General features: G+C 41.4%; 20 protein-coding genes and 1 pseudogene. 3 read left to right on the top strand and 18 right to left on the bottom strand.

Annotated features, from left to right (window positions below):
• Positions 1-545: 545 nt before the first annotated feature.
• The 17 genes and pseudogenes from CYP84_RS07235 to CYP84_RS07160 all read right to left on the bottom strand — a co-directional run bounded on the left by CYP84_RS07235 (position 546) and on the right by CYP84_RS07160 (position 16,211).
• Entirely contained in the window at positions 546-887 is a 342-nt protein-coding gene (locus CYP84_RS07235; RefSeq protein WP_103637115.1) for a chaperone NapD, read from the bottom strand.
• Positions 884-1,819, bottom strand: a complete 936-nt coding sequence (locus CYP84_RS07230; RefSeq protein WP_103637114.1) for a WD40 repeat domain-containing protein — start codon at positions 1,817-1,819, stop codon at positions 884-886. Before CYP84_RS07230 ends, CYP84_RS07235 begins: the two co-directional genes overlap by 4 nt.
• Positions 1,816-2,283 carry a 4Fe-4S ferredoxin gene (locus tag CYP84_RS07225; protein WP_103637113.1) on the bottom strand — a complete coding sequence of 156 codons (468 nt, stop codon included), beginning with the start codon at positions 2,281-2,283 and terminating at the stop codon, positions 1,816-1,818. The genes CYP84_RS07230 and CYP84_RS07225 overlap by 4 nt, the downstream gene beginning before the upstream one ends.
• Positions 2,283-2,810 (bottom strand): nitrate reductase cytochrome c-type subunit, encoded by a 528-nt coding sequence (locus CYP84_RS07220; RefSeq protein ID WP_012001478.1) that lies wholly within the window; start codon positions 2,808-2,810, stop codon positions 2,283-2,285. Before CYP84_RS07220 ends, CYP84_RS07225 begins: the two co-directional genes overlap by 1 nt.
• Positions 2,807-3,598, bottom strand: coding sequence for a quinol dehydrogenase ferredoxin subunit NapH (gene napH / locus CYP84_RS07215; RefSeq protein ID WP_103637112.1), 792 nt, complete (start codon positions 3,596-3,598; stop codon positions 2,807-2,809). Before napH ends, CYP84_RS07220 begins: the two co-directional genes overlap by 4 nt.
• Positions 3,595-4,353 (bottom strand): ferredoxin-type protein NapG, encoded by a 759-nt coding sequence (napG, locus tag CYP84_RS07210; protein ID WP_430393517.1) that lies wholly within the window; start codon positions 4,351-4,353, stop codon positions 3,595-3,597. The genes napH and napG overlap by 4 nt, the downstream gene beginning before the upstream one ends.
• A gap of 11 nt (positions 4,354-4,364) precedes the next feature.
• A complete protein-coding gene (gene napA / locus CYP84_RS07205) occupies positions 4,365-7,145 on the bottom strand; it encodes a nitrate reductase catalytic subunit NapA (RefSeq protein ID WP_103587666.1) in 2,781 nt (926 codons plus the stop codon).
• Positions 7,146-7,621: 476 nt separating this feature from the next.
• The gene (locus tag CYP84_RS11400; protein ID WP_410369067.1) at positions 7,622-8,212 is read right to left on the bottom strand and encodes a methyl-accepting chemotaxis protein; all 591 of its coding nucleotides are present in this window, start codon (positions 8,210-8,212) and stop codon (positions 7,622-7,624) included.
• Positions 8,213-8,797: 585 nt separating this feature from the next.
• Positions 8,798-9,442, bottom strand: a pseudogene (locus CYP84_RS11395) (cache domain-containing protein); the annotation flags it as partial.
• A gap of 272 nt (positions 9,443-9,714) precedes the next feature.
• Positions 9,715-10,284 carry a ComF family protein gene (locus tag CYP84_RS07195; RefSeq protein ID WP_103637109.1) on the bottom strand — a complete coding sequence of 190 codons (570 nt, stop codon included), beginning with the start codon at positions 10,282-10,284 and terminating at the stop codon, positions 9,715-9,717.
• A complete protein-coding gene (locus CYP84_RS07190) occupies positions 10,284-10,841 on the bottom strand; it encodes a YajG family lipoprotein (RefSeq protein WP_012001474.1) in 558 nt (185 codons plus the stop codon). The genes CYP84_RS07195 and CYP84_RS07190 overlap by 1 nt, the downstream gene beginning before the upstream one ends.
• A 10-nt stretch (positions 10,842-10,851) precedes the next feature.
• Positions 10,852-11,574: a hypothetical protein gene (locus tag CYP84_RS07185; RefSeq protein WP_103637108.1), complete on the bottom strand. Its 723-nt coding sequence runs from the start codon at positions 11,572-11,574 to the stop codon at positions 10,852-10,854.
• On the bottom strand, positions 11,568-11,798 hold the full coding sequence (locus tag CYP84_RS07180) for a 2-hydroxymuconate tautomerase family protein (protein WP_009294206.1): 231 nt from the start codon (positions 11,796-11,798) through the stop codon (positions 11,568-11,570). Before CYP84_RS07180 ends, CYP84_RS07185 begins: the two co-directional genes overlap by 7 nt.
• Before the next feature lie 334 nt (positions 11,799-12,132).
• Entirely contained in the window at positions 12,133-13,923 is a 1,791-nt protein-coding gene (lepA, locus tag CYP84_RS07175) for a translation elongation factor 4 (RefSeq protein ID WP_103575241.1), read from the bottom strand.
• Between the two features lie 89 nt (positions 13,924-14,012).
• Positions 14,013-14,402, bottom strand: coding sequence for a transporter (locus CYP84_RS07170; protein WP_103637107.1), 390 nt, complete (start codon positions 14,400-14,402; stop codon positions 14,013-14,015).
• Positions 14,403-14,428: 26 nt separating this feature from the next.
• Entirely contained in the window at positions 14,429-15,349 is a 921-nt protein-coding gene (locus CYP84_RS07165) for a cation diffusion facilitator family transporter (RefSeq protein ID WP_103637106.1), read from the bottom strand.
• A complete protein-coding gene (locus CYP84_RS07160; RefSeq protein WP_103637105.1) occupies positions 15,327-16,211 on the bottom strand; it encodes an ABC transporter six-transmembrane domain-containing protein in 885 nt (294 codons plus the stop codon). The genes CYP84_RS07165 and CYP84_RS07160 overlap by 23 nt, the downstream gene beginning before the upstream one ends.
• A 151-nt stretch (positions 16,212-16,362) precedes the next feature.
• On the opposite strand from CYP84_RS07160, the gene CYP84_RS07155 reads away from it, so the two are divergent.
• The 3 genes from CYP84_RS07155 (at position 16,363) to CYP84_RS07145 (ending at position 17,863) form a co-directional block, all read left to right on the top strand.
• Positions 16,363-16,737, top strand: coding sequence for a cupin domain-containing protein (locus CYP84_RS07155; protein ID WP_021090033.1), 375 nt, complete (start codon positions 16,363-16,365; stop codon positions 16,735-16,737).
• Positions 16,738-16,825: 88 nt separating this feature from the next.
• Complete coding sequence (locus tag CYP84_RS07150; protein WP_103637104.1) at positions 16,826-17,374, top strand: NAD(P)H-binding protein; 549 nt, start codon at positions 16,826-16,828, stop codon at positions 17,372-17,374.
• A 75-nt stretch (positions 17,375-17,449) separates the two neighbouring features.
• On the top strand, positions 17,450-17,863 hold the full coding sequence (locus CYP84_RS07145) for an Rrf2 family transcriptional regulator (RefSeq protein ID WP_103637103.1): 414 nt from the start codon (positions 17,450-17,452) through the stop codon (positions 17,861-17,863).
• Positions 17,864-17,910: 47 nt separating this feature from the next.
• Here the strand turns inward: CYP84_RS07145 and CYP84_RS07140 are convergent, their stop codons facing one another.
• Positions 17,911-18,936, bottom strand: coding sequence for an aspartate-semialdehyde dehydrogenase (locus CYP84_RS07140; RefSeq protein WP_103637102.1), 1,026 nt, complete (start codon positions 18,934-18,936; stop codon positions 17,911-17,913).
• Between the last annotated feature and the right edge of the window lie 55 nt (positions 18,937-18,991).

Below are 18,991 nucleotides of genomic sequence, written 5' to 3'. Positions count from 1 at the left end.
ACGGGTAAGTGGTGTATAAGAGACAGGACTTAAATTACGGTCTGCTTGCAGTTGCGAGCTCGCGAAGCAAAGAAGCTCCCCTCCCCCTTAACAATCCCCTGTCTGCTCGCAGTTACGAGACGAAGCCCGAGTAAAGCCCAGACGACGTTAGAGGTGCATGCTTCAGTGCTAAAGCACTGCATGCGCTTTATCATCAGGCAAGTGTCAGGTAAATTTTAAAATTTCATGAGCGAGTAATTTCGGCTCTAAAATTTGAGCTAAACTATAAGCGAAGCCAAATTTTAGTAGTCAATTCTTGCGAGTGAATGAAAGTTTAAAATTTGCAGAATAGATTTTTTATAAATTTAAAGTTTTGTTTCTTTGTTAAGGGGGAAGAGGCTTGAATTACGAAGTCGCTCCCTTCCCCCTTAACAATCCCCAAACCCCTCGCACGTTAGAGGTGCATGCAATTGTACTTCGCACTACATGCGATTTTGCTATGTTGAATTTAAAATTTATTTGGGCTCATTAAAGTTTAAATTTACACCCCAAAACAAAATTTAATTTCACCTCACCTTATAATGCACGCTACCGCCATATGCGATATCTTCGGCTTTTACGTCATCGCTTATTAAAATTTCACTTATCCTGCCGCTTGCTTCAAGCCTTTCTCTATTCTCTTGAGCGTCTTCTTGGTAGCTATAAACCATCGCAACGCTCACCACGCCGCTAATGCCCTCTATCATCTTAAAAACTCTGATCTCATCTTCGATGCTCTCTGAGCTAACGACCACCACGATCCTATCTTCTGCGTCAGTGATGATCTCGCACTCTTTTAGCTTGCTTATCTCGCCTTTTACGCTCTCATTTTTATTATCCGTATAGACTATCAGGCTTGAAATATTCATCTAACTCTCCAAAATAAAATTTTCTTCTCATAAGCAGAGGTTACTACCTCGTTGTCGCTTATGAAAACTATGCTATTTATCGTGCTTTGACCAGTTTTTAGCATCGCGATCTTATCCAAAGTGACGCTATCAACCAAATTTACATCGCTCATCTCATCGCTCATATAAGCTGCGATCTTGCCGTCACTACTAAGCCCCACGCCATAGACCAAAAAGCCAGTATTTATCTTTTTTAGCGTCCCAGCTGAGAAGATGCCAGCGATCCTGTCGGTGCCTCCGCTGATCATGACGCCATTTTTATAGGCGATGTCGTAGATATTATCAGTGTGGATATCTAAAATTTTGTCCATCTTTTTAGTGCGAACGTTGTAAAAATAGACCTTGCCACTCTCACAAGCGATCGCTAGCGTGCCTCTATCTTCGCTTATCTCCATGTCTGAGAGCATTGCGATAGAGATCTTAAAACTATCATAAATTTCGCCACTTTTTAGGTTTAAAAAGTAAATTTCATTGCTGATCGAGGCAAGAGCGACGTGCTCATCATCTAAAAATAGAGCCTTTTTTATCGCTTGATTAGCCATTTTTATGCTTTTTATCTGCCCATTTTCTCTTAGATAAAGCACCTTTGTAGCATAGTCGCCCTCGCTTAGGATGAGCATCTTGCCATTTAGCTCATCGACATTTAAAATTTTTGGCCTTTCATGGTCGCTAACGTAGGTTTTTATATCATCCATTTTGATGATCTCATTAAATTTAGACTCTTTTGGATCGTAAATTTCAACCGTGCCACCATCAGTTGCGATAAAAAGTTTGCCATTTATCAGCGTGGTATTAAGCACATTTGCACTAGCTTCTATCTCTTTAATAGGCGTCGTGATCTCATTTGCAAAGATAAAATTTAGCAAGCAAAAAAAGAAAAATAAAACTCTCATAAAGCCTCCATCTCAAGCGAATTTTTAAAACAAACATCAAAGCACTCGCCGCAGCTGACGCAATTTTGATTGATTATAGGGCGAAAAACACCAAGATACTCAACTGCTTTAAATTTACAAGCATCAAGGCAGTTATAGCAAATCGTGTCATTCCACGCTAGGCAGCTAGCGACATTGATGCTAACTTTAGCGTTTATGCTCTTTGGTGAGCTTAAATTTAGTGTCACATGAGCGCTATTTTGGCACGCTTTCGCGCACTCTTCGCAAAAGTCGCAGCCTAGCTTTTTAACTTTAAAAACAACTCTTTCATTTTCAAAGCTAAGAAGCTCTTTTTCACAGGCACTTACACAGCTAGCATCGCATCCTGCGCAGTCAAATTCACCACTAAAAAATGGTGGATTTATAAATTTGGGAGCAGGTTTTGCCCCCAAAATTTTACTAATTAGCTCGCGCCTGCTTTGCATTACTTAACGCCGTCATTTAAAACGTCTAGTAAATTTGACTTATGTGAGCCGTTTTTATCTCTAAAGTCAGGCTTAAATTTATTGCCAACAAGCTGAGTTACGCCATTTTGTTGCTCGACGTGGCAAGTTGTGCAGTTATATCTCTCATCATCAAGCTTGCCTGCAAGATCTTTTTTGTTTCTGATGTCATAAAGGTGAGAAGCTGGGATAGGAGTAGCTCCGCTATCTTTTGCAAACTCAGGCATGTGGCAGGTTACGCACATATTTGAATCTTTTGTGATAGGCACCAAACCCTCAGTGTCGTGTGGGATAAATGGAGGTGCATTTTCAAAAGATCTGTCAAATCTCTTTGCCATACCTGCTGGCTCTTTTGTATAGTTGATGTCTTTTAAAACAACGTCTTTATCATCTAACAAATCGACATTTCTAAGGCCGATTTGCGAATCGCTAATGCTTGGATTATTCAATGCACATGCCGCTAAAAAGGCAGCGCATAGTGCTCCAAGCGCCATTATTTTCATTTTCATTTTTCTCTCCTTAAATTTCTAATACTAAAATTTAACGCCCCATCACCGCAAACGTCGATACATCTACCGCAGCTTATGCACTCGCTTGAGCTAACCGCGCGGCTCTCTTTACCTATCATATCTAGCACTTGCACCTCTGGGCAGATGAGTTTGCACTTCATGCATTTTGTGCAGGCATTTGCGTCGTGTTTTACTCTAATGAGAGCAAATTTTGATATCACAGCGTAAAATGCACCAAGTGGGCAGACGTGTGAGCAAATTCCACGCTTTAGCACGAACATATCAAAGGCCACTATGCCAAGGGCGATGCCAATGGCGCTAACTGAGCCGTAGATGATGCCGCGCTGGATGATACCTATAAAGCTAATGCTCTCAAACGCTGGCACTGACAAAGCTAGGCTTAAGATAAGAGTGAGCGCTAGCAAGTAGTAGCGCAAATTTTTACTTACGTTTAAATTTTTTTCACCCTTAAAGCCAAATTTCTCTCTTAGCTTGTAAGCAATGTCGGTTAGTAAATTTACTGGGCAAACCCACGAGCAAAAAGCCCTTGGAGCGATAAGTGCGTAAAATGCAAAGACGATGATCGCACCTATTACCCCATTTATGCCTACGCTAAAGCTTGCTAGTAAAATTTGAAGCACCGCAAATGGATCGCTTAGTGGAATTTGTCCAAAAAGCGAAGATGAGCTTAAATTTCCGCTAAGTATCTTAACTCCATAAACATTTCCTAGGATAAATAGCACTAGGATAGAAATTTGAGTTATTCGTCTTAAGATTAAAAATTTCATAGCTCACCGCCATTTAGATAGTCAGTCGCCTTTTTGATGTCGAGCTTTATCTTGCTGTTGGCATCATCCACGCGCCTTTCATCCTCTTTTATCCAGCCTTTGACGTAGTTATCGCCAACTTTGCCAAGTACAACCTCGCGGTTTAGCACGGTAATGGCTGCTTTTTCGGTGATACAGGCTCGCTCGCACACGCCACAACCCGTGCAGATGTCGCTATCAACTACTGGTAGCAAAAATGCATGCTTTTGCGTCCTTTCGTTGCGGCGATACTCGAGATACAAGGCCTTATCTATGAGCGGACAAGATCTGTAACAAGCGTCGCACTGTATGCCCCAGTATGCCACGCAGTTTTTCATATCGACCACTGCAACGCCCATTTTGGCTTTGTTTATGTCTAGTTTGCCAGCTGTGCTAACTAAATTTGCGTCCAGTGCCCCAGTCGGACAGGCTGGTACGCAAGGGATATGCTCGCACATATGACAAGGAATTTTTCTAGGCTCAAAATAAGGCGTACCGACACTTATACCATCTTCAAGAGTTGCAAGCTTTAGCGTATCAAATGGACAGGCCTCTACACAAAGCCCGCATCTAATACAGCTTTTCAAAAACTGCTTCTCCGCTTTCGCACCAGGCGGTCTAAGAAGTACAAGCGGTGAGGCTTTGGCACTAAGTGACCATATAAAGCCTCCGCCAAGAGCTAAGATCGCTACCTTAGCTCCAAATTTCAAAGCTTCACGCCTACTTGAAAATTCCATATCAGCCACTTTTACGCCTTGTAAATTTTAACCGCGCACTTTTTATAGTCTGTCTCTTTTGAGATAGGGCAAGTAGCGTCAAGGCAGACTTTATTTATAAATACGTTTTCGTCAAAGAAAGGCACATAAACAAGACCTACTGGCGGCTTGTTTCTACCTTTTAGATCTACTCTTGCTTTTACCTTGCCACGGCGTGATTCGACCCAAACGATCTCGTTTTGAAGCACGCCAAGTTTTTTAGCGTCATCTTCGTGCATGTAGCAAAGCGCCTCTGGGACGGCTCTATAAAGCTCAGGAACACGCATAGTCATCGTACCTGTATGCCAGTGTTCTAGAACACGGCCAGTACATAGCCAGAATGGATAATCTTTGCTTGGCATCTCGCATGGATCCATGTAAGGGCGGAAGAAAATTTTTGCTTTGTTTGCAAGAGGAGTTTTCTCTTGATTTTTCACACCTTTTAGATCGCCTGTTGGAAGAGCTGCATTTTTGTTGCCGTAGAATGCAAATTTATCATTTGGAGCGGCTTTTTTAGCGTATGGGTCAAATTTGGTATTAAATCTCCACTGAGTCTCTTTGCCATCAACGACTGGCCATCTTAGACCTCTTACTCTGTGGTAAGTGTCAAAGTCAGCTAGGTCGTGACCGTGACCAACGCCAAATTTTCTATACTCTTCCCAAAGATATTTGTGGATGAAAAATCCATATCCTTTAAATTCTTTACCATCAGAGCCGATCACCTTTCTGCTGTCGCCAAAGACTTCCGTATTGTCATAGTTTTCCATGATCGGATCGTTTGCGCTAAATTTCTTAGCATCTTCATTTGCAAAAAGCACGTCAAATAGCGTATCTTCTTCGCTATATCCCATAGCTTTTGCAGCTTCAAGCACGCTTGGAAGTGTCACTTTGTCATTTAGTTTTTTCTCGCCCCAAACGTCTTTTAGCTTAAAGCGCTTACTAAACTCAAGCATCTGCCAGATATCAGGCATCGCTTCGCCAACAGGGAGTACTTGCTGTCTCCAGTGCTGCGTCCTTCTCTCGGCATTACCGTATGCGCCCCATTTTTCGTAAATCATCGCAGTTGGGAGGATAAGGTCAGCTACTTTTGCAGAAATTCCTGGATAAGGGTCACTTACGACGATGAAGTTGTCCATCTCACGAGCTGCTTTGATCCAGTGGTTTGCATTTGCAGTGTTTTGCCATGGGTTATTTACTTGAACCCAGATAAATTTAACCTTGCCATCTTCAAGATCACGCATCATCTTTACGTAGTGTGAACCAGGTACGGCATTTAGCGTGCCAGCAGGTAGTTTCCAAAGTTTTTCAGTGATCTCTCTGTGTTTTGGATTGGCGACGACCATATCAGCTGGCAAGCGGTGAACGAATGTTCCAACCTCTCTTGCAGTACCACACGCACTTGGCTGGCCAGTTAGAGAAAAGGCGCCTGAACCTGGGAGTGCTTGCTTGCCGAGCAAGAAATGCACCATATAAGCTTGTTCATTTACCCATGTGCCGCGTTGGTGTTGGTTAAAGCCCATAGTCCAGAAGCTAACGACTTTGCGGTTTTTCTCGATGTAAAGATCAGCAAGTGCTTTTAGTTTTTTCTTAAATTCATTGATATCTTCGTTTGGATCGCCTTTTGCTACCTTAGCTGTAAAGTCAAGTGTGTAAGGCGCAAGAGCTTTTTTAAACTCTTCAAATGTTATTTGCCAGTGATCGCCAGCTTTTGTAGCGTTTTTATTTTCAAGTGTATCACCAGCTTTTAGACCAAGATAAGAAAGTGTAACGCCCTCAGCCTCGCTAAGAACCTTTGACTTCTCAGTCGCAGCTGTGTCTAGCTCGCTTGGAGCATATTTTTTGTGATGGATGTCTGGGCGAAGACCATATCCGATATCAACTGGGCCAGCTGTGAAGACGCAGTGTTTTTTAACAAATTCTTCATCGATCATCTCAGGGTGGTTATAGACTATCTCACGAGCGATGTAGTTCCATATAGCAAGGTCAGATGACGGAGCAAAAATGATCTCGATATCGGCTAAATTTGATGTTCTAGTTGAGTAGGTGCTTAAATTTACGACTTTTACTCTATCAGGATCGCTAAGCTTTCTATCACTGACGCGTGCCCAAAGGATCGGGTGCATCTCAGCCATATTTGCGCCCCAAGCTATGACAGTATCTGTTAGCTCGATGTCATCAAAGCAGCCTGATGGCTCATCGATACCAAAAACTTGCATAAAGCCAAGAACCGCACTTGCCATACAGTGTCTTGCATTTGGATCGATGCTGTTGCTTCTAAAGCCACCTTTCATAAGCTTAACTGCTGCATAGCCCTCTGGGATAGTGTATTGACCAGAGCCAAGCACGCCAACGCCGTGAGGTCCAAGCTCGTCATAAGTCTTTCTAAACTGAGCTTCCATCACGTCAAATGCTTGTTTCCAGCTTACTTGCTTAAATTTACCTTTTTTGTCAAATTCACCCTTTTCATTTACACGTAAAAGTGGATGAGTGATCCTATCTTCGCCGTACATGATCTTAGCATTAAAGTAGCCTTTGATACAGTTTAGACCGCGGTTTACTGGTGCTTCTGGATCGCCTTTTACAGCTACTATCTTGCCATCTTTTGTAGCAACCATGATGCCACATCCAGTTCCACAAAATCTACAGGCAGCCTTATCCCAACGCCAGCCTTTTTCAGCTTCGTTTGCCGCACTTAGCGAGCTTGGCACAGCGATACCAGCACTAGCACAAGCAGCACTAGCTGCAGCACTTTTGATGAAATCTCGTCGATTCATTTTTTCTCCTTCAAAGATTTAAACAAATTTAAGAGATATTACTCTCATTAAACTTATTTACCCCTGATTTACATAGATAAAAATTTCAATAAACTTAAGATATAAAATTACATATTAGTTTAAGAAAATTTATATAAATAGCCCTTTATAAAAGAGGAGAGATGATAATTTAAAGCAATTCTTTTACATATCTATAGGTATTTTACAAGTAAATCTTAAAAAAATAAATTATAAATTTATTTAAATAGTTGAGTAGAAAAGTAACACACATAATAGGATAAAAATTATGTTTTATTTGGTAAATAGTGTAAATTTTATTAAATATCTTAATTATTTTTATAAATTAAATTAAAAGCCCTCCTCAAGTATAAACTTGATGGATATAAATGGGGATAAACGGACGGCTTTACTTCGCAAGCTCGCAACTGCAAGCAGACCGTAATTCAAGCCCCCTTGTCCCCCTTTTGATAAAAAAGCTAGAATTTCTTCTTCCTAACCTCTTCAACTATAGCTTTAGCCATCTCATCTACTTCTGATGTTACTTCGTTTGCTTGGTTAGCAATTACTACGTTTTCTTTTGTTAGGTGATCTATTTGAGCAACTGATTGATTTATCATGTTTATGCCTTCACTTTGCTCTTTTATAGATTCACTCATCTCATTTATTGATTGAGCTAATACATTTGTATTTGCTTCTATCTCACCTAGAGATTTTTGAGTTCTTTCAGCTAGCTTTCTAACTTCATCAGCAACAACAGCAAATCCTCTACCATGCTCTCCTGCTCTAGCTGCTTCTATTGCAGCATTAAGTGCTAGAAGGTTTGTTTGATCTGCTATATCTCTAATGATAGTTATGATGTTTTTAATTTCATCTGATTGTCTTATAACATCAGCTGTCTTTTGAGAGATGGCATTCATTGAGCTAGACATTTGCTCAACTGCAGCAGCACTTTCTTGTAAGCTATTTGCTTGAGTATTTGCTGAGCTTGCTACTTTAGATACTGATTCAGCTAGAAGTTTAGCTTTTTCTTCAAGTACTTGTGCTTGGTTTAGATTGTCATTTAGCATTTTAGATATCTCAATGCCAAGTGAGTTTATACCACTTGCTATCTTACCATCATCATCAAGTCTTTTTGTAAAGTCTTGGTTTTTATAAGTGTTTAGTAGATCAAGTACATCTTTGCCATTGCTTGAGATTGCATTTTTAAGAGCAAGTTGTAGATCTTTAAATGTGCTTTTTAGTTGATTTAGAGCTGGGTTATTAGTATCTGCTTCTAAGCTTGCTTCATAGTTGCCATCTTTTATCTCATTTACAAAGGTGTTGGCTTTTTGGATGAAGGTGTTCTCTTTTTCTTTAGATGTTTGGATCTTTTGGATGTTTTCGTTTATGAGAGAAGACATAACGCCAAATTCATCTTTAGAAACGATATTTGACTTAATTGGCTCTTTGATCTCGTAGTTTAGAAATTTAAAGAACGAAATAAGCGAATCAGATATCTTTGAAAGTGGCTTAAGTGATCTGCTAACGATAAATATAAGAAGCGCTACGATGACTACTATAAATATAACTGATGAGATGACTTGTGAGACAAGCGTTTTACTAAGGCTTCCGTCATAATCGCTCCAAGAGTTTGCAGAGCATACAAGCCAGTTTGCTTGATCGTAAAGCTCGCAAGCAAGAAGCCTCTCTGTGCCTCTAAGATTATAAGTAAATGTTTTATCTCCATTTTTCTTATACTCGTTTGAGTAGTCGTCAATTATCTTCATAGCTTCACTAGCATCAGATAAAACAAGATCCTTATGAACAAAATGAATTATCTTTTTATGCTCAAGATCCATCAAAGCTATTGCGCTACTTGGAGTTGGTTTTATCTTATTAAGCTCATTATCAAGCTTATCTATGCCCATATCCACGCCAAAGACACCAACAACCTTGCCATCAACAACTATCTTTTTAGCGATAGTTAAATTTAAGCCACCAGCCGAGCTTGTGTATGGAGCTGAAAAGATGATACCATCTTTTGCAATAGCGTCCTTGTACCAGCCTTTAACCCTCGCATCATAGTTTTTTCTCTGATCAAAAACCATAAATTTACGCTCTTTGCCATCAAGCACAGCGTTATAAACAGCACCATCAGTTGCATAGCCAAAGTAAAACTCAGAAAAATCAGTAACCTGCGCTGCGTTCATCAGCACTTTTTCTAAAGCCTCTTTGTCATCTAAAATTTGCGGATGCGCCTCGATGTAACTAGCAAAATTTTGAACGGCTGCAAGCTTGTCTTCAAAAAATGCATTCATATAAAACTGCAAAACTTTTGAAGCCGAAGTCTTAGACTCCTTTGCTAGATCATAAATCCTCTCCTTGGTATTTGTGTAATTCACCGTTGAAAACACGCCAAGCGAGACAACTAAAAGCACCACGATGATGAGTGCTATCTTGTTTGCTGCTTTTTTCATAAACAAAATCCCTTTGTGTAAATTTTACGTTTATATCGGCAAAAATTTTTTATGATTAATAGCTATTTACAACTATTTAGGTGTGAAATTTCAAGCTCAATTTCATATAAAACTTAGTTTCTAGCGTCTGCCAAAACAAGTGCAAAAAGTACTTTAGTGCCTGCTTTTTGAAGCGTATCTCTAGCTTCTAGTATCGTTGTGCCAGTGGTTACGATGTCATCTATCAAGATAACTGGCGCCGTGATCTTTTTTAAAATTTTAAAATTTCTTGGATTGTTTTGCCTAAATTTAAGATCCTTGCCGCTATAGCTGACACTGCTTGTCGCATGCAGGGCATGAAAGATAGGTTTAAGGTTTTTAGCACGAAGCTCATTTGCCAAAATGGCCGTGTGTGAGTAGCCATGATGCACTCTATCATCTATCGGCAGGGCATAAATTTGCTCTGGGAAGCTAAAGCTTTTAGCAAATTTCTTAAATGCAAATTTGGCTAAATTTTTATAGATAAAAAGTCCGTGCATGTGGTGCTTTGAGTGGATGAGCTCTTTGATCTCAGAGTAGCCGTAAAAGCTATAAATTTTAAAGCCCTCTAGCTCTCTTACCAAAGGGCTTGGCTCGCTTAAAATTTGCGAGCAGGTTTTACAAAATGTCTTTAGCGTAAAGCTCTTGCAAAACGCACAAAACATCAGCTATTTAAGATAGCGATAGCAGAGCGTTTAACAGCGTCATTTATGATGTCTGTTAAGAATGGCTTAAATGCTCCACCAGTGCGAACTAGCTCAAATTTGGTTTGGTTGTTTGAGATATTTTTGATGATGCTTTGATCGCCTTTTTGGATTTTAAGAGTGATCTTTATCTTGCCCTTTGTGTTGTCACTGCCATATCCGCTCATATTTGCTTCAAATTCGTTTATGAAAACTTCAACTACGACGCCACCCATGCCATTTACATTTGCGCCACGTGCCGCAAGCTCTCTTTTAAGGGAGTCGCTAAAGTAAGTCGCAAGATCGTTTTGAAGCACGACATACTCTTTTACAGTGCCTCTACCATCGGTTATAGTTGCGATAGTGCTTTTGTTTTTGCGACTATCATGCACCGCGCTTATATAGACTTCAAGGCCGTTAGCTTGCTGACTTGCAGCAGTTTTGTAAGGATCAAAGGCAACTACTGTCTGAGTAGGCGCGCAACCGCTCAAGAATAGGACAAAAAGTCCAAAGATAGCTAAAAATTTAAATTTACTCATATTTTTCCTTTCAAAGTTTAGTGATCTCATCAGCCACTTTTATGGCAGCTTGCTTGACTAAAAGCGCGATAAAGAAGTCAAACTGACCGCTTCTTGACGCCTCAAGCTCCTCCACATGGTGTCTAGTCGAGATAGGAATTCGTTTTTTGAAATTTATATCTGAAAGCACAAGCTCGCCATATAGATGTCCGTTTAAAATTTCAGAGCTTCTTGAGTAAGTGCCTCTAAGCTCGTCAAATCTAAAATCAAGTCTATATGTATAAGGCGATGTTTGCGTATCCACGACCACGATGCCACGCGAATTTAGCTCACGTTTTAAAAACATATAAAAGAGCACTTCAAGGCGTGGGTTTGAGTTAAAGACTACGCCGCTACCATCTTCTCTTGTGTAATAAATAGACCTTGCGCTGCTTCTAGCATCCACGATCCTATGAAAATAGACCTTCTTTAGCCCGACATTTATGTCGATCATATTTTTTTCTAAGCAGCAATTTATCGCCACGTCACTTCTATACTTGACGCCATTTATAAAGACGCCATCGCCCCTGCCCTTGCAAGCGCTGCAGTCAGCTGGGATCCTCATAACCTCTTCAAAATAGGTATTATCTTGGCTGCTTATGCTCGCACTTTGCACGCCGTCTATGCCCTCGCACGATAGACAAAGGCTAGCTTTTGCCACACAGCCAGTTAGAAAGATGGCTGCAAAAACTGCTAATAATGTCGCTCTTAGCATTTCACTTCCTTTTGCTCCTTTTGTTTTTTGCGGAGATTTTTCACGCTCTCGCCTGCGATGCCGTAGTTGTTCGTATCGATCTCATCGATAATGACAACAGTATTTTGAGCGCTTCTACCTAAAATTTCGCTTATTAGTTTTGTAACTCCGCTTATCATCTTCTCTTTTTGCTCCACACTTGGGCTATCACCCTCTTTTGTCACGCAAATTTTCACAAACGGCATAGCACTCCTTTTTGTAAATTTAGCACTTAAATTTTAATCAAAACCTATCCACCAAACGAGCTCCCAAATGCGGCGATATCGCAAAGTCAGACAAGGCGTAGATAAAATTTACGACGGGAGTTACCATAATAGGTAATGACCGAGTAAATTTTAACCACAACAAAGTATGACAAAGCGAGACTCCAAATGCGGACGTATCGCCACCTCGCAACAAGGCGAAATACTTTGTGATGATTTTGAAAGCTGTGACGTGAAATTTTGGTGCGGATAGAACACGTAGTTCATCAAGCCAAAATTTCACTAACTCTTTCAAAAGGACACAAAAGATAAGCCGCTAGTCTATTTTTAGGACCGATAAAAACGCCTCCTGCGGCAAATTCACCTTTCCTATCGCCTTCATCCGCTTCTTACCCTCTTTTTGCTTTTCAAGCAACTTCCTCTTACGCGTGATGTCGCCACCGTAGCACTTGGCGGTTACGTTTTTGCCCATTGATTTTACGGTTTCGCGGGCGATTATTTTATTACCGATGCTAGCTTGTATCGCCACCTCAAAGAGCTGACGCGGGACGATCTCTTTCATCGCCTTTACGAAGTCCCTACCCTTTGTCTGCGCCTTGCTCTCGGGCACGATGATAGAGAGCGCATCGACCGTCTCGCCAGCCACTTTGACATCAAGCTTCACTAGATCGCCCACGCGGTAGTCGCTCGGCTCGTAGTCAAAGCTCGCGTAGCCTTTGGTGCTTGACTTTAGCTTGTCGTAAAAGTCCATCACGATCTCGTTCATCGGTATGTCATACTCGAGTAAAACGCGGTCAGTCGTGATGTAGTCCATCTTTGTTTGTATGCCGCGGCGGTTGTTTAAAAGCGTGATGATGTTGCCCAAAAACTCGCTTGGAGTGATGATAGTAGCCTTCACGTACGGCTCAAGGATTGAGTCTATTTTATTGACTGGTGGCAGCTGGCTTGGGTTTTGGATCTTTAAATTTAACCCATCAGTTTGGATGACTTCATAAGTCACAGTTGGCGCTGTGGCGATGAGATCAAGGTCAAACTCACGCTCCAGCCTCTCTTTGACGACCTCCATATGAAGAAGACCTAAAAAGCCAACCCTAAAGCCAAATCCAAGTGCGACCGAGGTCTCTGGTTCGTAGCTAATGGAGCTGTCATTTAGCTTTAGCTTATCTAGCGCGTCACGCAGATCTTCAAATTTATCAGTTTCTATTGGATAAAGTCCCGCAAAAACAAACGGCTTAGCCCTCTCAAAGCCGCCAACTGGCTCTTTTAGCGGGTTTCTAGCCTGCGTCATCGTATCGCCCACCTGCACGTCACTAACGTTTTTAAGCCCCAAAACCACGATGCCAACCTCACCAGCGCTAAGCGTTTTGGTTTTGATCGGTGCTATAGGATTTGGATACATGAGGTCTAGCACGATATGTTTTTTGCCCGTGCCCATGACCAAAATTTCATCATTTTTTGAAATTTCACCATCATAAACACGCACAAGAGCAAGCGCACCAAGGTAGTTGTCAAACCAGCTATCGTAGATTAGCGCCTTTGTAGGCTTGCTTGCGTCGCCATTTGGCGCAGGGATCCTCGTGATGATCGCTTCTAGAAGCTCTTTTATGCCAACGCCTGTTTTTGCGCTCACTTCGATCGCTCCTGAGCAGTCAAGTCCGATGATGTGCTCGATCTCGTCTTTTACCCTAGCAGGGTCAGCCGCTGGCAGGTCGATCTTGTTGATGACTGGGATGATCTCTAGGTTGTTTTCAAGCGCGATATAGACGTTTGCGATGGTTTGCGCCTCCACGCCCTGGCTAGCATCCACGACAAGCAGCGCGCCCTCGCAACTAGCTAGGCTACGGCTTACCTCGTAGCTAAAATCAACGTGTCCTGGGGTGTCTATCAAATTTAGAACAAAATTTTGCCCATTTAGTGCGTAATTTAGGCGGACAGACTGGGCTTTGATCGTGATGCCACGCTCTTTTTCGATGTCCATCGTGTCCATGATTTGCGAGCTCATCTCACGGTCACTTACGGCGCCACACTCCTGAATGAGGCGATCAGCAAGCGTGCTTTTGCCGTGGTCGATGTGAGCGATGATGCTAAAGTTTCTAATGTTTTTCATGAAATCCCTAGTTAAATTTTAGGCGATTTTATAAAAAAAATCGTTAAAGTTGAGTAAAAATGAGTTTGCTAGGCTAGCAAGGCCTAAATTTAAAGCTCAAATTTAGCTCTTAAACTTTTACGCAGAGCGCAGAGCACAACGCAAAGTGAATATAAAAAATAAAGATAAGCAAGAAGTGGCAAAAAAGCAAGAAAAGCTGAAGCATAAACTAAAGCGCTAAGCCCGTATGTTGCATTTGCCAGTGCTGGCACGTGATAAGTCCAAAGCTCTTTTTGATCAAACGGAGCATCAATGACATTAAAATATAGAGCAAAATTTAACGCCAGCAACAAAATAAATATATAGCCCTTTTTCATACAAAATAGAGCGCAGATCAAGGCTACTACAAAATTTACTGCGATAAGATGGGTTATATCAATAAAATCACAAAGCAACCCCATAGCCACGACTACTAGATATTCATTTTTTATGCGAAACATTAAATTTAAACCTTTTGTATCAAATTTTAGTGATGATGTCCAAAGTGCTCGTCTTTATGCGCGCTTTTTAGCTCGCAGATGAGATCGTCTTTATGTCCGATGCTTTCACTCTCAAACTGAAGCGTGACGTGACCGATACCTGCGTGAGAAAGCTCGTGTTCGATGTGCTTTATCATCTTTGAAATTTCAGCCACGCTTAGCATATCATCCACCACCACATGGGCTATGAGTGCATTTGTGCCGGCATTTATCGCCCAGATATGCAGGTCATGCACGATTTTAACGCCATCTACGCCCTTTATAACGCCTAAAATTTCATCAGTATCAAGCTTAAGCGGCACAGCTTCGATTAGGATATTAAAGCTATCTTTTAGCAAGCTGGCGCCACTTTTTATGATGAGTAGCGATACAAAGATACTTGCTATGCTATCGGCCTGCGTGAAGTCAAATTTCATCACAAGAAGCGCCGCGACGATCGCTCCAACCGAGCCAAGCGTGTCGCCAAGCACGTGTAGATAAGCCCCTTTCATGTTTAAATTTTCTTTTGTATCAGCACTTTTGTGCATGTAAATAGCCACGACTAAATTTACCACAAGCCCCAAAATGCTAACCATAAGCATCGTATCAGCTTTGATCTCTGGCTCGTTAAAAAGCCTAATGATCGCTTCAACTATAACAAAGATAGCAAGTGCGATAAGAGCGATAGCGTTTATGAAAGCAGCGATGATCTCGACCCTTTTGTAGCCAAAGGTCTTTTGTAAATTTGCCCTTTTTTCTGCGATTTTAAAAGCAACCAGCGACAAAAAGAGAGCCGCGGCGTCAGAGAGCATGTGAAATGCGTCGCTAATAAGCGCTAGCGAGTTTGAAACGAAGCCAAAAACGGCCTCAACTATCATAAACGTGAAAATTAGAAAAAACGAATTTCTAAGAACGCTCTTGTTGTGCATCATTATCCTTCTTTTCGGCGTCGATCCTCTTGCCGATATCTTTTAAATTTGAAAATTCCTCGATGAGCTTTGGCGAGTCGTCAAGGCTGATGACGAAATTCCATATATAGGTCATCACAGAGTAGATGTGGCCGGCATTTGTCTGCTGCGAGCTTAGCACTATTATCGCCACCAAAAAGAGTAGCGAAGCGCTAATGCCGATGATAAAATAGCTCATCGCCTCCCTGTTTGAGATCGCTATACGAAATTTAGAAACGACGTCGTAGTGCCTATTTAGCGTGCTTTTGTTAAAAGCACCTATCACCTTTGCCTCTTTTTCTAAGCGGTCATTTAAGCGAAGATAAAGGTCGTCATTTTTCTTGATATATCTTGGTAAAAATATAAGAAAAAAGGTCATCACGGCAAAGCACGCCACAGCGACCTTTGGCTCAACAAATATAAGCATAAACGCTGAGCCGATGATCGAAATAACCGATGTAAAAAACATAGGAAAATGCGTCTCAAAGAAATTTACAAACTCTCGTGAGAGCGCTACTCTAGCGATGATGGCGGAGTCGTCTTTGGCATTTTGTTTTTCATTCATGATGACATTTACAGCAAGCTTTGCGTAGATATTTGCAAAAACTTGCGTATCCACGCGGCGCCTAATGGCTCCTACAAGCCACGCTATGAGCACAAAAAGTGCGTAAATGAGGGCATTTAACGTATTTCCCTGTATGATTGCGTTTATCGCAAAGCCCGCAAATATCGGGTATGCTAGAAAAAGTCCGTTCTCTGCTAGCACCAAAGCAAAGGTCAAAATGAGCTTTTTGTTATGCTCGTTCGCTATGCTCTTTAGCGTTTTAAAGGCGTTATTTTGCAAATTTACTCCTAAAAATTTTGCGAATTTTAGCTCAAATTTATAAATTTTGAAAAATTTTTATTGTAACTCTTGACATTACAACAAAAAATCACTATACTTCGCTCATCTGTTGTAAGTAAAAAGATTACAACAAAAAAACAAGGAGAATAAAATGAAAAATTATCAGGTTGCAAAGATCGCAAATGCGCCAAGAGTCGAGCTAAAAGAGGCTTTAAATTTAACTGGCTGTGAAGTATCTATAAACGAGCTTCCAGCAAATGTGAGCGTGCCATTTGTCCATGCGCACAAGCAAAACGAGGAGCTTTACATCATCACTGATGGCGATGGCGAGCTTTTCATCGATGGCAAAGTGATAAAAGTAGGCAAAGGCGACGCGGTGCGTATAGATCCAGATGGCAAAAGGTGCTTTAAAGCTGGCAAAAACGGCATCAAAATGATCTGTATCCAGACAAAACGCGGTAGCCTAGAGCAATACACAATGAGTGACGGCGTGATAGTTGATGACGTAAAGCCAAGCTGGCTGTAAATTTAAAAAGCAAAATTTAAATAGCAATCATAGATGCAAACGGCAAAAGCGGCGTAAATTTATCTAAAAATGGCTTCAAAACTCGGCGATCGTTAGAAACAAAGAGTATAAAAACGAAAGCGTAAAGGTCATTTATAAAGATATTTTCGAGCTTACAAAGGCCGATCTAGCTGGCTTTGACGCGGTTATCAGCGCATTTGCAGTATGGAGCGAAGAGACTTTCCCGCTTCACAAAAAAGTGGCCGCTCACCTTTTAAATTTACTAGAAGGCACTAACACAAGGCTCATCGTAGTTGGTGGCGCTGGTACGTTATTTGTTGATAGCAAAGGCACTATGCTCATGGACACCCCAGACTTTCCAGCAGCATATATGGGCGTGGCAAAGGCTACGGCGGAGTCATATTTTGAGCTAAAAGGTAGCACAAATGTGCTTTGGGCATATGTAAGTCCAGCAGGCGACTACGACGCAAATGGCGCTCGCACGGGCAAATACGTGCTTGGCGGGGATGATCTCATACTAAACTCAAAAAATGAGAGCTACATAAGCTACGCAGACCTTGCACTTGCGATCATCGATGAGCTAAAAAACAAGAAATTTATCCAAAAACGCTTCACTGCAGTCGGTGAGAGAGCGTGAGTTTTGTTTTAGCAGGCAAATTTAAACTTATGCCTGCTAAACTTAGAGGTTTAAATATGGAATTTAAGGGAGCTTATGCAAGTTGGCATTAAATTTTCAACCGCGATACACGCGCTTTTGTGTGCTAAATTTTTTGAAAATGAGAAGGTTACAAGCGAATTTATAGCTGGTAGCATAAACACAAACCCAGTTATCGTTAGAAAGCTACTTGGCACACTAAAGGCTGCAGGGCTCGTAAATGTCGCAGCTGGAGTTGGTGGAGTGAGCCTTGCAAAAGAGCCAAAAGATATAAATTTACTTGAAATTTTTAACGCAGTAAATGATAAAGAAAAACTTTTTAAAATTCACTCTGACTCGCCCAAAGCCTGCCCACTTGGTGGCAGGATAGAGGAGCTTTTAAGCGGGCACTTTTTAAGAGCGCAAACTGCCCTAGAAAACGAGCTAAAAAGCGTCACTTTGCAAGACTTGTTAGACGAACTTGCGAAATAAATTTAGGCTAGAAATTTGACCTTTCTAACCCAAAAATAAATTTAAAACTACTCCTGCATCGCGATCCATTTTTGTGCGATCCTTACGGCATTTGTCGCAGCTCCTACGCGAATCTGATCGGCACTACACCAAAGGTGAAGCACATTTGATCTAAAGTTATCAACCCTGATCCTGCCAACATAAGTCTCGTTTGTATCGCTTGAGATAGTAGGCATCGGATACTCTTTTTTAGCTGGATTATCGACTACGACGACGCTTGGAGCTTTGCTTAAAACCTCTCTTGCCGCACCTGCGCTCACGTCTTTGTCAAAGTGGATAGTGATCGCCTCAGAGTGGCTTCTAAGCACTGGCACACGCACGCAAGTAGCGCTCACTTCGATATCTTTGTGAAGAATTTTTTGCGTTTCATTGACCATTTTCATCTCTTCTTTTGTGTAGTCATTATCCAAAAAGACATCGATGTGTGGGATCACGTTTAGCGCTAGGCGGTGTGCAAAGACCTTTGGCTCGCACTCATCAAGCTTAAATTCAAAAAACTTTTGCATCTGCACAACAAGCTCCTCCATGCCCTCTTTGCCAGCGCCACTTGCTGCTTGATAGGTAGAAACATCGACCCTGTTGATGCCAAAAGCGTCATTTAGGGGCTTTAAAATTTGAACCATTTGGATGGTTGAGCAGTTTGGATTAGCGATGATGCCGCGGTTTTTCCACATAGCAATGTCACTTGGGTTACACTCAGGCACGACTAGCGGGATATCTTTATCCATCCTAAAATGGCTGGTGTTATCAATAACTACCGCGCCGCTGTCAGCTGCAAATTTGGCAAATTTCTCTGAAACTGAGCCACCTGCACTAAAAAATGCGATATCGATCTCGTGCTCGCTAAAAACTTTCTCGGTTAGCTCTTTTACTTTGTAGTGTTTGCCCTTAAATTCGATCTCCATGCCAATGCTCTTTGCACTTGCAAGTGGCAAAAGCTCACCAACTGGGAAATCAACCTCCTCCATAACTCTAAAAAGCTCTTCGCCGACCGCTCCAGTAGCACCAACGACCGCTACGTTAAATTTTCTCATCTGCTCTCCTTGGTTTCTTTTAATTTTCTTAATTTGCATAATTTTACTAGTCAAA

Source organism: Campylobacter concisus (assembly GCF_002912425.1).
Lineage (GTDB): Bacteria > Campylobacterota > Campylobacteria > Campylobacterales > Campylobacteraceae > Campylobacter_A > Campylobacter_A concisus_AH.
This window is presented reverse-complemented; position numbering and strand designations above follow the sequence as displayed.

Excerpts from the sequence above, each read along its gene's own strand:
- CYP84_RS11400 (WP_410369067.1), bottom strand. The coding sequence starts at position 8,212 with ATGCTAAATGACAATCTAAACCAAGCACAAGTACTTGAAGAAAAAGCT.
- CYP84_RS07235 (WP_103637115.1), bottom strand. The coding sequence starts at position 887 with ATGAATATTTCAAGCCTGATAGTCTATACGGATAATAAAAATGAGAGC.
- CYP84_RS07230 (WP_103637114.1), bottom strand. The coding sequence starts at position 1,819 with ATGAGAGTTTTATTTTTCTTTTTTTGCTTGCTAAATTTTATCTTTGCA.
- CYP84_RS07155 (WP_021090033.1), top strand. The coding sequence starts at position 16,363 with ATGAAAAATTATCAGGTTGCAAAGATCGCAAATGCGCCAAGAGTCGAG.
- CYP84_RS07145 (WP_103637103.1), top strand. The coding sequence starts at position 17,450 with ATGCAAGTTGGCATTAAATTTTCAACCGCGATACACGCGCTTTTGTGT.
- napA (WP_103587666.1), bottom strand. The coding sequence starts at position 7,145 with ATGAATCGACGAGATTTCATCAAAAGTGCTGCAGCTAGTGCTGCTTGT.
- CYP84_RS07170 (WP_103637107.1), bottom strand. The coding sequence starts at position 14,402 with ATGTTTCGCATAAAAAATGAATATCTAGTAGTCGTGGCTATGGGGTTG.
- CYP84_RS07220 (WP_012001478.1), bottom strand. The coding sequence starts at position 2,810 with ATGAAAATGAAAATAATGGCGCTTGGAGCACTATGCGCTGCCTTTTTA.
- napH (WP_103637112.1), bottom strand. The coding sequence starts at position 3,598 with ATGAAATTTTTAATCTTAAGACGAATAACTCAAATTTCTATCCTAGTG.
- CYP84_RS07165 (WP_103637106.1), bottom strand. The coding sequence starts at position 15,349 with ATGCACAACAAGAGCGTTCTTAGAAATTCGTTTTTTCTAATTTTCACG.
- lepA (WP_103575241.1), bottom strand. The coding sequence starts at position 13,923 with ATGAAAAACATTAGAAACTTTAGCATCATCGCTCACATCGACCACGGC.
- CYP84_RS07195 (WP_103637109.1), bottom strand. The coding sequence starts at position 10,284 with ATGTTTTGTGCGTTTTGCAAGAGCTTTACGCTAAAGACATTTTGTAAA.
- CYP84_RS07185 (WP_103637108.1), bottom strand. The coding sequence starts at position 11,574 with ATGCTAAGAGCGACATTATTAGCAGTTTTTGCAGCCATCTTTCTAACT.
- CYP84_RS07190 (WP_012001474.1), bottom strand. The coding sequence starts at position 10,841 with ATGAGTAAATTTAAATTTTTAGCTATCTTTGGACTTTTTGTCCTATTC.
- CYP84_RS07225 (WP_103637113.1), bottom strand. The coding sequence starts at position 2,283 with ATGCAAAGCAGGCGCGAGCTAATTAGTAAAATTTTGGGGGCAAAACCT.
- CYP84_RS07140 (WP_103637102.1), bottom strand. The coding sequence starts at position 18,936 with ATGAGAAAATTTAACGTAGCGGTCGTTGGTGCTACTGGAGCGGTCGGC.
- napG (WP_430393517.1), bottom strand. The coding sequence starts at position 4,353 with ATGGAATTTTCAAGTAGGCGTGAAGCTTTGAAATTTGGAGCTAAGGTA.
- CYP84_RS07180 (WP_009294206.1), bottom strand. The coding sequence starts at position 11,798 with ATGCCGTTTGTGAAAATTTGCGTGACAAAAGAGGGTGATAGCCCAAGT.